The organism is Porphyromonas sp. C0026D3, assembly GCF_056590775.1.
The window spans coordinates 140,963-154,979 of the sequence record NZ_JBWPWU010000004.1; the positions used below are offsets into that span (position 1 = coordinate 140,963).

The following is a 14,017-nucleotide window of genomic DNA, read 5'->3' on the forward strand; positions in this document are numbered from 1 at the left end:
GAGACATGATATCGGGAGACTAACTAGATTTTTGGGTATCTTTGTAGCATGGGGGAGTGGCTAGACAGCAAGCCAATCCACACATATAGGGAAGTAAAGACGACACACCATGAGCTTTGGAATCAAGGAATACAAAAACAAGGTCAGACGCTACCTTCGGAACAAGGACCATGAGACGCTGACCCTTCGGCTCCAAAAGGTTCGGACCAGAAGTGAGCTAAGGGACTTTGTGAGGTTCAACATCGACTTGTACGATGGCGACCCGTATCACGTCCCCCTCCTCATGAGTGATGAGCTCGATGCTCTCACCCCAGGGCGGAATCCCTCTCTCGAGTTTTGTGACCTCGTCTGCTACCTCGTCTATCGTGGCGACGAAGTCGTCGGACGCATCGCCGGAATCATCAACCATCGGGCCAACGAGAAGTGGGGACAGCGGCGGGCCAGGTTTGGGTACGTAGACTTCATTGACGACACGAGGGTGGTCGACCTGCTCTTCTCGGCAGTGGAGGGATGGGCCAGAGAGATGGGGTGCGACGAGATACATGGGCCACTGGGCTTTACGGACCTGGATCGTGAGGGCATGCTGATCGAGGGCTTTGAGCAACCGGCGACGGTGGCCACGCTCTACAACTACCCCTACTACCCCACACATTTGGAGCGACTGGGATACGACAAGGATGTGGACTGGCAAGAGTACAAGATCTATGTCCCCAAGGCGGTCCCCGAACGCCACAGGCGAGTCAGTGACCTGGTACGCAAAAAGTACGGAGTATGGGTCATCCACCTGGACGACAAGAAAACCCTAAGGGAGAGGTACGGGTACCCCCTTTTTGACCTCATCAACCAAAGCTATGCCAAACTCTATGGCGTGACCGAGCTAACACAGAAGCAAATCGAATACTACATAGAGGCCTATCTGCCACTGGTAAAGCTGGATCTACTCAGCTTGATAGTGGCGGAGACTACGGGGGAGCTGATCGGATTTGGTCTGGCACTGCCAAGCCTATCCCGTGCGCTCCAAAAAGCGAACGGCCGGCTGTGGCCCACCGGCGCTCTGCACCTGATGAAAGCACTGAAGAGCAAAAAGGCGGACATCATCGACCTGATGCTGATCGGGATACGCCCCGACTATCAGGGCAAAGGGGTGAATGCGCTCATCTTTGAGGATCTGATCCCCTCTGTCAATAGGTATGAGGTCAAGTACGTGGAGAGCAACCCCGAGCTGGAGCACAACACGAGTGTGCAGCTACAGTGGACCTATTTCAAGAAAGTGCACCACAAGCGCCGTCGCTGCTACGTAAAACAACTCTGAGACGAATCTAATGACCGAAGATATAGATATAAAGCGAGATCTACCCGAGGCCGCAGAGTACACGGACGACAAAATGTCGACCCTCTCTCCGATGGAGCATATCCGCCTGAGGCCGGGTATGTACATCGGCAAGCTGGGAGACGGAACTGCCAAGGACGATGGGATCTATGTCCTGCTCAAGGAGGTCATCGACAACGCTATCGATGAGTACACGATGGGCTATGGCCGGGTCATCTACATCACGATCCGAGACGAACGTCACGTGACCGTGCGCGACCATGGACGTGGTATACCCCAAGCCTCTCTCGAAAAGGCGGTAGGGACCATGAATACCGGAGCAAAGTACGACAGCGAGGTATTCAAGAAAGTGGTCGGACTCAACGGTGTCGGGCTCAAGGCCGTCAACGCCCTGAGCGAACACATAGAGGTCACCTCCTACCGAGAGGGCAAGGGTCGGACGGTGGTCTTTGAGCGAGGCAACCTGGTGAGTAGCACCGAGCTTTTTGACGCACCAAATGAGCCAAACGGCACACTGGTCTCCTACCTGCCGGACGAAACCATCTTCCGCAACTACAGGTACCAGCAGGAGTTTTGCGAGGAGATGCTGCGAATGTATGCCTACCTCCAGCCCGGACTGGCGATCCACCTCAATGGCAAACGCTTTGTCAGCAAAAATGGGTTGCTCGACCTATTGGAAGACAACATGACCAGCGACCCACTGTACCCCATCATACACTTTGTGGAAAAGGACATAGAGGTGGTACTCACTCACTCCACACAGTATGGAGAGGAGTACTACTCCTTTGTCAACGGGCAAAACACCATCCATGGAGGCACGCACCTGTCGGCATTCAAGGAGAGTGTGGCAAGGGTGATCAAGGATTTTTTTGGAAAAAACTTTGACTACAACGACATCCGCTCCGGCATCACCGCCGCCATCAGCATCCGCATCCAAGAGCCACTCTTTGAGAGCCAAACCAAGACCAAGCTCGGCTCCCGTGAGATCGTGGAGGGGGGAGTGTCGATACAGAAGTTTGTCGGTGACTTCCTCAAGTCGCACCTGGATGACTACCTGCACATCCACTCGGAGACCGCCGAAGCACTTCTGAAAAAAGTACAGGAAAACGAGCGCGAGCGCAAAGCCCTCTCCGGAATCAGCAAACGGGCCAAAGAACGGGTAAAAAAGGCCGCAGTATTCAACAAGAAGCTACGCGACTGCACCGTACACTACAACGACCCCAAGGCCGTCGACCCGGAGGAGACCGCAATCTTTATCACCGAGGGACTCTCGGCCAGTGGAAGCATCACACAGAGTCGCAATGCAGAGTATCAAGCGGTGTTTTCCCTCAGAGGGAAGCCCCTCAACACACACGGGCTCTCCAAAGCCATCGTGTATGAGAATGAGGAGTTTAACCTCCTACAGGCTGCACTCAACATCGAAGACAGTATCGACAACCTGAGGTACAACAAGGTGATCGTCGCGACCGATGCCGATGTGGACGGCATGCACATACGCCTGCTGATCATTACGTTCTTTCTACAGTTTTTTCCAGACCTCATCCGTCAGAACCATGTCTTTATCCTCCAGACTCCACTCTTCAGAGTCCGAGACAGACACGACAAGGAGACCATCTACTGCTACGATGAGGCGGAGCGAGACAGAGCGGTCGCAAAGTTTGGCTCCGGAGCACACGTCACCCGATTCAAAGGACTCGGCGAAATCACTCCGGAGGAGTTCAAAAACTTCATCAACGAAGACATGCGACTGGATCCCGTGGTCATGAAAAAGGAGGACAACGTGAAAGAACTACTGGAGTTTTATATGGGCAAAAACACTCCGGAGCGCCAGTCCTTCATCGTCGACAACCTAGAGCTAGACGAGCAATTGGAGCTATGACCGAACCCAAGATAGGCGTATACGGAGGTAGCTTTGACCCCTTCACCAAAGGACACGCCGACATCGTGAAGCGTGCACTTGCGCTGGTGGATGAGCTACATATCGTCGTAGGAGTAAACATCCACAAGACCCCTTTCATGCCCCTAGAGGAGCGTCTACAGAGGCTGGAGACCCTGTACCGATCGGAGCCGCGAGTGCACGTCACAAGCCACCAAGGCATCCTAGCTCGCTACGCACACAGTGTGGGAGCAAACGTGCTGATACGCGGGATCCGAAACACCTACGACCTGGAGGCCGAGCGACCCTTGGCCGAGGTCAACCGACAAAAGTTTGGGGTCGAGACCATCTTCCTACTGGCGGACCCGACACTCAGTTCGGTCAGCAGCTCGCTTGTCCGTGAGCTTGCCGACTTTGGCGAAAGCTACGACGAATACTTGCCGGTCGACAACACCGGCACCCGGATATAACCATTTTGTTTCACTACAAACACTATAAAAAAACAGCAACAACATGAAAAAAACAGCGACCCTATTTCTAGCAGGTGCGATGGCCCTACTGATGGCCTCCTGCGCAGGGACACTCAAGCCTCTGGACGCCAAACACGTAGTAGTGGACCCACAGCCTCTTGTTCTACAGGGTGGACAAGTACCGGCTACGATCACAGTGCGCTTCCCGGCCAAGTGGTTCAACAAAAACGCCACCGTGCGCATCACCCCGGTACTCAAGTATGCCACAGGCGAAAAGTGGGGCACAGCCTACACTTTCCAAGGCGAAAAGGTACGTGGCAATGCCCTGACCGTACCCTACAAGACGGCCTCCACACAGGTGCTCAACTCCGACTTCCCCTGGGATCCGGCCATGCGCAACTCCCAGCTTGTCCTCATGTTCAACGCCAGCATCAATGGCAAGGAGGTACGCCTACCCGATCTGAAGATAGGAGAGGGAGTGATCGCTACCGAAGCGCTTGCCGATGCACGATTTGTGACCCCGGCTATTGCTCCGGACAAGTTTCAGCGCATCATCAAAGAAAACTACGATGCCAACATTCACTTCCTCATCCAGCAGGCCGGACTCCGCTCCAGTGAGCTCAACAGTGCCAACGTACGGGAGTGGAAAAACATCGTGGAGAGCGCACACATCACGCCCAACCAAGAGCTAGACGTCGAAGTGCAAGCCTATGCATCGCCTGATGGCGGTCTGGAGCTCAACGAAAAACTCGCCGAACGCCGCGAAAAAAACACCTCCGACTACCTGCGTCGTGAGCTCAAGCGCATGGATGTAGACGCACCCGTGGCCGCTCACTACACAGCGCAAGACTGGGAGGGATTCAAGGCCCTCGTCGAGCAGAGCAACCTACAAGACAAGGACCTCGTGCTACGGGTCCTGGCCATGTACCCAGACCCCGAAGTCCGCGAGCGTGAGATCAAAAACATCTCCTCAGTGTTCAGCCAATTGGCAGATGAGATCCTACCACAGCTGCGTCGCTCACGCCTTGTGGCCAACATCCGGATCATTGGCAAAAGCGACAAAGAGATCAGCGACCTGGCAGCCACTCGTCCGGCACAACTCTCTATAGACGAAATCCTCTACGCTGCCACACTCACCAACGACACGGCCACCAAAGAAAAGATCTACGCCACCACCACCTCACTCTTCCCAAAAGACTACCGCGCCTACAACAACCTCGGAGCCCTCGCCTATGAGAGCCAAGACTACGCACGTGCGGCCATGTACTTTGAAAAAGCTCAGACCGTGGCAAAGGCTGCCGGTGTCAAAGCCGAGGAGGTACTGATGAACCAAGGTCTCCTAAAACTCCAGGATGGCCAGCTCAACCAAGGCAAGACCCTCATCGGGCAGGTAAGCAATGTGCCGGAGCTCAACGAAGCACTGGGGCTGATCTACATGCAAGAGGGACAGTACCCACAGGCCGCACGTGAGCTCTACAACACCCCCACCAACAACGGAGTCCTCGCACAGATCCTCAACAAGGACTACAACCGCGCCATGCAGCTACTCGAGCTCGTACGTCGCCCCGATGCTCGCACTCACTACCTCCGCGCACTCATCGGAGCACGCACGGCACAGAGCGATATGGTACAAGACGGGCTCAAGGCGGCCATCCAAGCCGATCCGTCCATCGCCACATTCCTCAAGGACGACCGCGACTTTGCCAAGTACCGCTCCTTGCTTCGGTAATCGGCTAGCCACCTCACACTTGATGGCTTGATAGCTTGATACCCCTCCACCTACACCATTGAGACATGATGTAGGTGGAGTTTTTTTTTGCCAAGCCCCCTTTGCATTTTCTTTCCTTATTCCAAAAGAATTCACACGACCATGAAACCCATCTTCCTCATCGGATTCAGCGGCGTGGGCAAGACCACCATTGCACGTCGACTTGCACAAGACCTCCAAATGGACTTTGTCGACACCGATGACTTCCTCACGAGACGCTACCACAGCACGATCACCCACATGTTTGCCACCTGTGGGATCGAGAAGTTTCGCAAGCGCGAGCGAGCGGCCATCATTGAGTTGGCCCACCTGCAAGACACCGTCATAGCCACAGGAGGAGGGCTGCCCACACACGACGACAACCTCGACCTCATGCTCGACAGTGGTGTGGTCATCTACCTCTCCGCCTCGGTTCCGACCATCGCCCAGCGCCTCTACCTCGTCCGAGAGAGTCGCCCCTTGGTTGCGGACAAAACCAAGCAAGAGGTCGAGCAATATGTCCGGGAGACCCTACCCCAACACGAAAAGTACTACTCACGGGCACACCTCACCATCAATGCCGACCGGATGACAACCCCGCAAGACGAGAAGGTCATTGTCTGCGCCATCCTCCTAGCCCTTCGGGAGCACGATCTCACCTCCGCCCTACTCTAGCAAGCTCCCACACCGGTGAGTTGCGTATGTTTGCCCTAAAGACTAGATTTGCAAAGGCTTGGAGCACACCCACTCCAAACCTCTGTTTAGCTCAATTTTCGCCCCAAATTCAGGCTTTGACAACCCTCCAAAAGAGAACCAACCTGTGACGGGTGTTTTTTTTACGTACAGCAATAAAGAAGAAAGATGAAAAGACCGATTGTCCTTGCAGTGATCATACAGCTCCTCCTGAGTGCCGGCAACGCCACTGCCTCTTGGTATGGCGACAAGTACTCCCTCTTTATCCACTATGGGCTCTACTCGGTGGCAGGCGGTGTCTACGAGGGCCGGCCGGTGCGTCGAGGGTACTCGGAGCAAATCCTGACCTTTGGGATCGGGTTCAGCGACCTCTACGAGGCCTACACACGGGAGTTCACAGCCGAGCGCTTCGACCCACAAGCCATAGTGTCGCTAGCCAAGTCGGCAGGAATGCGGAGTGTGGTGATGACCGCCAAGCACCACGACGGCTTTTGCCTCTTTCGGACAGCAACGACGGACTACAACGCCTACGACAGCACACCGGCTCACCGAGACCTAATCGACGAGCTGGCAAGAGCGTGCCACGAGTCGGGCTTGGGCTTTGGGATCTACTTTTCGCTCATCGACTGGCACTACCCCTATGCCGTGCCCTTCACCTCACACAATGCGGATCCTGTGACCCCACCGCACCATGAGTACAACAAAGCTCAGGTGAGCGAATTGCTCACCAAGTACGGACCCGTGGATGAGCTGTGGTTCGACATGGGGTCTCTCACCGCCCGGCAGAGTGCCGAGCTGTACGACCTGGTACACAAGCTACAGCCGGACTGCATGGTCAGTGGCCGGCTGGGCAACGACTATGCCGACTTTGCCGTCATGCCGGACAATGCCTTACCCGACTACCGGATGGACCTCCCCTGGCAGACAGCGGCCAGTATGTTTGCAGAGACCTGGGGCTACCGATCGTGGCAGGAGCGAGGCAGCGTGGAGGCAAAAGCGCGCGAAAAGCTGGACGACCTCATAGAGGTGGTGACCAAAGGGGGGAAGTACCTGCTCAATATCGGGCCAAAAGGAGATGGCAGTGTGGTACCGTGGGAGGCAGACGTCCTCAAGCAAATAGGAGCGTGGCTGGCACCCATACGCAAGGGGATCTACGACACCCGCCCGGCAGACTTTGGCTCACACATGACCCTCAGCATGGATGGGACAGAGCTGTACCTTTTCGTCCGACAAGAGGAGGAGAGAGCAGCCACTCCACCAATGCGCCACATACCCCTCGAGGCCAGACTACTGGAGACCGACCAAGTCCTACCCTTTGAGCGAGACGACAAGGGCCGAATCCTCCTACAGGACATTCCCAAGACCAAGGCACCATGGCGAGTTGTCTGCCTAAGATTTGACCGCGAAGCCCTCCCCAATCGTACCGCACAGGTGACACGACTGCCCATCCTACGACCGGACTGCGCCGAAGAGATCTACGCCCACTCATCTGCCGACTACTACAGTGGGTACCGGAGCATCGTGGGCTATCGGTGGTGGGTGCCTCTGGACACCGACCTGACACTGACCTTCACCGACGAGGAGGCAGGTCGGACCGTGCTCCTCAATGGCCGAGAGACACGACTAACCCCCACTGCGGAGAGCACAACAGTGGTGCGCAATCCGGTACGCCCCATAGGCCCACTTTTGGAAGCCGAGGCAAGGGGACTTTTCGGAAAATTTAGGCCCGACAGCTACCTCCACCACCCATCCGACAGATCCTGGACAGAGGAGCTGCGCTCAAGTGCCGAGCCAAAGTCCGGCACAGCCTACAGGCAAGTCCTCTATAGCCCCAAAGCGTGCGACCTGCCGATACGCTTTGCCTACCGCGGTGGGGTGCTGATCTATATCAACGGAGCGTACCTGGATGGCGATCTATCACGCGATGAGCTACGGGAGCGGACCCTACTCATCCCCCTCAAAAAAGGACTCAACACGCTAGACATAAAGAGCTACAACATCTGGGACAAAGCCGGCACCTACCTGCGCATGAGCCCCTCGGAGAGCTACCGAGTCCACAGCATGCCCATAGCTCCGCTCGACTCCACCGACACAGGATACCTGCTCGTCGAGGTCAAGAGACCGCACCAAGTGCCACTTGCTTCACCGGCACACCTCAGCAATATCAGGATCCTACAGAGCAAGAGCCGAGATTGAGCCACCGGACCTTTGGGACGGACAAAAGTCTGCCTCCCAGCTCCCCGAGCCCTTCAAAAAGAGAAACAAGGAAAAGGCAGGACGTTTTCGCTCAAAAACGTCCTGCCTTTTTCATTCGTCCAGAGGGAAAAGTTCTTTTTTCCCGGAGAAAAAGATGACGAGGTCGGAGAAAAAAAACACCATGTCCCATGAAAAAGATAAAATCACTGTGTGATTTATTCAAATCACTAAGTGACCTATTGAAATCACTAAGTGATTTATTCAAATCACACAGTGATTTCAACTTTTTCAGCCGGAGGAAATAGTTTGTATGTACATAGGGATGACTTTATCTCCTGTGCTCTTACCTTTTTCATCACTTTGCCCCACCACAGCTTGTACAGAATCTAGATCCAGGGGCCGAAAAGAGCCAAAATAATAGGAATCTCCCAAAAAGGCGTACATTTGTTTGGGACAAGGAGAGCACTGCCCCACTTTTAGGGAAAAAGGAGGGCCAAAGATCCGCTCTCAACTTTTTTTTCGGAACCACCAGACCTGTGCAAGACAAAAAGATATGACTATTGACAACACATCGGTTGCGGCAATGCGGGAAACGCAGATCTCCACGACCACGGCAAGCACCTCACCGGCTCGGACCATACCCCCGAGGCTCCTCGTATGGGCCTGCCTCCTCGTGAGCACCCTCCTAGCGACACAGCCCGGATCGGCACAGAGCGCCACACTCACACTGGACTCCGTCCTATGCGCCGTCCGCCACCACTACCCCACCTATGCCGAGAGACCTCTGACCCAAGAGATCGGCAAAAACCTGCGCCAAGCACTGTGGTATGCCTACATCCCTCAGCTATCCCTGGAGGGGACAGTCCACTACCAGTCCACGGTCCCCGCCATGGAGCTGAAGCTCAAGGAGGAGCCCAAGGGGAGCAAACCATTTCCCTCGGACGACCTGATGAGAAAAGTGATGGGCAGGATAGAGATGCCACAAGTACCCAAGCTCCAATACGACACCTACGCACAAGTGTCACAGCTACTCTGGGACGGCGGTAGGCTAAAAGCGGCCGCCGGACAAATAGAGGCCAACACGACCCTGCAGCTGGCCCAACAAAAGCAACAACTGGAGCAAGTGGAGGAGGGCGTGGAGGAGCTCTACTTTGGCCTCCTGATGCTGGACGCACAGATACGGGTCCAACAAATACTTTTGGACGAGCTGGATCGACAACAACAGCGCATCCACAACGCCCTGAAAAACGGTGTGGGGGCACAAAACGACGCCGACGAAGTGGCCCTAGAGGTCCTCAAGGCCGGCCAAACCATGAAAGTCCTGAAGGACAACCGCAGAGCCCTACTCCAAGCCCTAAGCATATACATGGGGAATCCCCTGGACGAAAACACCGTGGCCACACCACCCACACCCCCTCTGACCCCGACACAGGCAACCACCCCCAACCGACAGAGGTTTGCCCCCAACAAAAGCACACACCAAATCCTAGACACACAGATCGATCTGGCCAATGCCAAGTACAGATCCGCACTCTCCGAGGGATTGCCGACTCTTGGACTATTCGCACGAGGAGGCTACGGACGCCCGGGGCTCAATCTCCTCAGCGCCAAGCCACAGCCCTACCTCATCTACGGAGCCAAGTTTTCGTGGAACATTGGTGGACTCTACACCATAGGCAAGCAAAAGAAAGTGAGAGAGCAGACCTGCCGACTGACAGAGCTCAAGCGAGAGGCATTTGAGACCGCCACGAAAGCCAAAATCGCCGAACAACAAAACGAAGTCACCCAATACCAAACCCTGATCCGCAACGACGAAGAGGTCCTCCGACTCCGAAAAAACATCAGCGACAGAGCCGAAATACAGGTCCGCGAAGGGACCATCACCACCACCGAACGCCTGCGCCAACTCAGCCTCCTCGCAGTCGCACAACAGACCCACGAAACCCACCAAATACAGCTCCTGAGAGCACTCTACAAAATAAAACACACGCTCGGCAACTAATCTACTCAGCACACAATGATGAAAGGAATAGTACACATCACCCAAATCCTCTGCCTCGCCGGCACTCTGATGATGAGCGCCTGCCACGACAGTGGCGAACGACGCATAGCCGCCGGAAGCTTTGAGGCAGACGAGATACTGGTCTCAAGTGAGGTGACCGGCAAGATCCTGAGATGGGACCTCCGCGAAGGCACAACCGTAGAGGCCAACCAACCAATCGGACTGGTCGACACCATGCAACTCTACTACCAAAAAGAGGTGCTCCTGCGGAGTGGCCAAGCAGTGACCTCCGTCCGGCCAAACGTGAACACACAGACCGCCGCACTCGAGACACAACTCCAAGACCTGGAGCTCCAAAAAAAGCGGGTCGAAAAGCTCTTCCGCGCCGGTGTCGCCACCCAAAAAGAGCTGGACGACACCAACACCGCCATCGCAATGCTCCAAGACCAACTCAGTGCCACCCAAAGCACACTGGCCAAAAGCAATGCCCAGATATCCGCACAATCCTCCGGCATAGATGTACAAGTGACCCAGGTCAACGACAGGATCGCTCGCAGCATCATCTGCTCTCCGATCAATGGAGTCGTCACGGCAAACTACGCCAAGCAAGGAGAGCTCACCGGTGCCGGAGCTCCACTCTTCAGGGTCGCCGACCTGAGCAGGATGACCCTACGGGCTTACGCCACCAATGACGACCTGGCCAACCTGCAGCTCGGACAAAGCGTGACCGTGCGTGTGGACGAAGGCAAAAAGATGAGAACATACACCGGGACAGTGGACTGGATCTCACCCAAGGCGGAGTTTACCCCCAAGACCATCCAGACCAAGGATGAGCGCACCAACCTCGTCTACGCACTCAAGATATCAGTCCCCAACGACGGCTACCTAAGGATCGGCATGTACGGTGAGGTCGCCAAAGACTGAGTGCCACCATGACCACCCCCATCATCATAGCGGATCACCTCTCGCTCACCTATCCCTCCCCCATGGGGCGACGGGTAGGCATCGGCACCGGTCCGGACGGACTCTCCTTTGAGGTACAGGAGGGAGAGATATTTGGCGTCATCGGACCCGACGGAGCCGGCAAGACCACACTCTTTCGGGTCCTCTGCTCCCTCCTCAAGCCACAAAGAGGGACCGCCAAAGTGGCCGGCTACGACATCATCACCGAGTATCGCCTCCTGCGCAACCACATTGGCTACATGCCCGGCACCTTTTCACTCTATGGAGACCTCACCGTGGAGGAAAACCTGCGCTTCTTCGCCTCCATATTTCACACCACGATCGAGCAAAACTACCACCTCGTCCGAGATATCTACTCACGGATAGAACCCTTCAAGGATCGAGCGGCCAAGTCTCTCTCAGGAGGGATGAAACAAAAGCTCGCACTCTCCTGCGCACTGATCCACAGCCCCAAGATCCTCTTTTTGGACGAGCCCACCACCGGTATCGATCCCGTCAGTCGTGTTGAGCTGTGGCACATGCTGCACAAGCTCGCCAAGCAAGGAGTCACCATCGTAGTCTCCACAGCCTACATGGACGAGGCCGGACAGTGCCACCGCATAGCATTCATGCAGGATGGAGACTTCGCAACCCTGGACACCCCACAAGCACTGGAGCAAGGCTACCCCTACGCACTCTACGCTGTCAGTGGACAAGACCGGCTCGCACTGCTCGGCCAACTCCGACGACACCCGGCAGTCCTGGCCGTGTACACCTTTGGTGAGACCTTTCACGTAAGCATCCCCAAAGGGGAGGACCCATCGTTCCTTGCACAACACGGAGCCACAGTCACCCCCATCCTCCCCACAATCGAAGACGCCTTCTTGGCTCTGTCACATGCCACAAAAAGAGCAGATGAATGAACCGGTAATCCATGTAGAGGGACTCACAAAAAAGTTTGGCCACTTCACCGCCGTGGACCACATCTCCTTCGAGGTACAGAGAGGGGAGATATTTGGTTTTTTGGGGGCCAATGGTGCCGGCAAGACCACCGCCATGAGCATGCTGTGTGGGCTGAGCAAGCCGACCTCCGGCACCGGCAAAGTCGTTGGGCTGGACATCATCAGCCAAAACGAAAAAATAAAAGCACACATCGGATACATGAGCCAAAAGTTTTCGCTCTACGAAGACCTCACCGTCTCCGAAAACATCCGGCTCTTCGGAGGCATCTATGGACTAAAGCGAGCAGAGATAGCGGACAAGACAGATGAGCTCCTCAGCCGACTCGACTTCCTACCCTACCGAGACACGCTGGTCCAAAGACTGCCCCTCGGATGGAAACAAAAGCTGGCCTTCTCCATCGCCATCTTTCACCACCCACAGATCGTTTTTTTGGACGAGCCTACCGGAGGTGTCGACCCGGCCACCAGGCGAAGATTCTGGGAGCTGATCTTAGATGCCACCTACCACAGTGGCATCACCACCTTCGTCACCACACACTACATGGACGAGGCGGAGTACTGCGACAGAGTATCCATCATGGTGGACGGGCAGATACGGGCACTCGGCAGGCCGGCCGAGCTAAAGCAACACTTCGGTGTACCCACCATCGACGCACTATTCAAAAAACTGGCACGAGACCACCAAGCACCATGAGACTGTTTAGGACATTTGTGGCCAAAGAGTTCGTACACATCATACGAGACCCACTCACACTATTGATCCTCATCGGCATGCCCATTGTCGAGATGCTCATCTTTGGATTTGCGCTCAACATGGAGGTGGGCAACATACGCACTGTCATCGTCGACAGCGCACATGGCGACCTCTACCGACAAGTCTCCCGAGCCATCGAGGCCAACCCCTACTTCGTCTACACCGGCACGGTGCCCACCCCCACCTACGCCGACACCCTGCTCCGAGACGACCGGGCCGATCTGGCCATCGTACTACCTCCTGTACTCGAGACAGCACTGCAGCGACGAGACAAGACACAGATACAGATCATCACCGAGGCCACAGACCCCAATAGTGCGAGGATACGATACGCCTACACACAGGGGGTACTCGCCACCGCACTGGGGGCGGACACCGCTCAGAGTCCCTACACGATCGACTGCAATACCCGCATGATGTTCAACCCCTCACTCCGATCCGCGTACAACTTTGTACCCGGGATCATGGGGCTCGTACTCATCATCATCTGTACGATCATGACCAGCGTGAGCATCGCACGAGAAAAGGAGAAAGGGTCCTTTGAGCTACTCCTGGTCTCCCCCGTCCGGCCACACACCATGGTACTCGCCAAGACCATACCCTACCTTGTCGTCTCGGCCATCAACATCGCCAGCATCCTACTCATCTCCTACTATGTCCTCGGTGTGCCCATGCGTGGGCCTCTGTGGCTCATTGTACTCCTCACACTCATATACGTATTCGTGGCACTCGCCATCGGTATGCTCATATCCTCCATCGCCAACGATCAATCCGAGGCCATCATGCTCTCGGGATTTTCCATGATGATGCCCACCATTGTATTCAGTGGCATGCTATTCCCCATAGCCGGCATGCCCACCATCCTACAGTGGATCTGCGACATTGTCCCGGCCCGCTACTACATTGAGGCCGTCCGCATGGTGATGATCCAGGGACTATCCCTGGCGGCAGTATGGAGACAGATGGCGATCCTCATCGGCATGCTGATCCTGCTCCTCACGCTGGCCATCCGCAACATACGCCCACGGCTCAATCGATAAAAAGA

9 protein-coding genes and 1 pseudogene are annotated in these 14,017 nt (G+C 55.5%); all 10 read left to right on the forward strand.

The features are described from left to right. Positions 1 to 178: 178 nt before the first annotated feature. The 10 genes and pseudogenes from AC1EK1_RS04690 (at position 179) to AC1EK1_RS04735 (ending at position 14,012) form a co-directional block, all read left to right on the forward strand. On the forward strand, positions 179 to 1,312 hold the full coding sequence (locus AC1EK1_RS04690) for a hypothetical protein (protein ID WP_480306698.1): 1,134 nt from the start codon (positions 179 to 181) through the stop codon (positions 1,310 to 1,312). Between the two features lie 10 nt (positions 1,313 to 1,322). After that, entirely contained in the window at positions 1,323 to 3,209 is a 1,887-nt protein-coding gene (locus AC1EK1_RS04695) for a DNA topoisomerase IV subunit B (RefSeq protein WP_480306631.1), read from the forward strand. Further along, complete coding sequence (gene coaD, locus AC1EK1_RS04700) at positions 3,206 to 3,676, forward strand: pantetheine-phosphate adenylyltransferase (protein WP_480306632.1); 471 nt, start codon at positions 3,206 to 3,208, stop codon at positions 3,674 to 3,676. The genes AC1EK1_RS04695 and coaD overlap by 4 nt, the downstream gene beginning before the upstream one ends. A gap of 43 nt (positions 3,677 to 3,719) precedes the next feature. Continuing rightward, complete coding sequence (locus tag AC1EK1_RS04705) at positions 3,720 to 5,405, forward strand: tetratricopeptide repeat protein (protein WP_480306633.1); 1,686 nt, start codon at positions 3,720 to 3,722, stop codon at positions 5,403 to 5,405. A gap of 141 nt (positions 5,406 to 5,546) precedes the next feature. Further along, the gene (locus tag AC1EK1_RS04710; RefSeq protein ID WP_480306634.1) at positions 5,547 to 6,098 is read left to right on the forward strand and encodes a shikimate kinase; all 552 of its coding nucleotides are present in this window, start codon (positions 5,547 to 5,549) and stop codon (positions 6,096 to 6,098) included. Between the two features lie 186 nt (positions 6,099 to 6,284). Continuing rightward, positions 6,285 to 8,312: an alpha-L-fucosidase gene (locus tag AC1EK1_RS04715; RefSeq protein WP_480306635.1), complete on the forward strand. Its 2,028-nt coding sequence runs from the start codon at positions 6,285 to 6,287 to the stop codon at positions 8,310 to 8,312. Positions 8,313 to 8,865: 553 nt separating this feature from the next. After that, positions 8,866 to 10,314 (forward strand): TolC family protein, encoded by a 1,449-nt coding sequence (locus AC1EK1_RS04720; protein WP_480306636.1) that lies wholly within the window; start codon positions 8,866 to 8,868, stop codon positions 10,312 to 10,314. 15 nt (positions 10,315 to 10,329) lie between these two features. Further along, entirely contained in the window at positions 10,330 to 11,238 is a 909-nt protein-coding gene (locus AC1EK1_RS04725) for an HlyD family secretion protein (RefSeq protein WP_480306637.1), read from the forward strand. Positions 11,239 to 11,300: 62 nt separating this feature from the next. After that, positions 11,301 to 12,912 (forward strand): annotated as a pseudogene (locus AC1EK1_RS04730) (ATP-binding cassette domain-containing protein). After that, positions 12,909 to 14,012: an ABC transporter permease gene (locus AC1EK1_RS04735; protein ID WP_480306638.1), complete on the forward strand. Its 1,104-nt coding sequence runs from the start codon at positions 12,909 to 12,911 to the stop codon at positions 14,010 to 14,012. The pseudogene AC1EK1_RS04730 and the gene AC1EK1_RS04735 overlap by 4 nt, the downstream one beginning before the upstream one ends. The last annotated feature ends 5 nt before the right edge of the window (positions 14,013 to 14,017 follow it).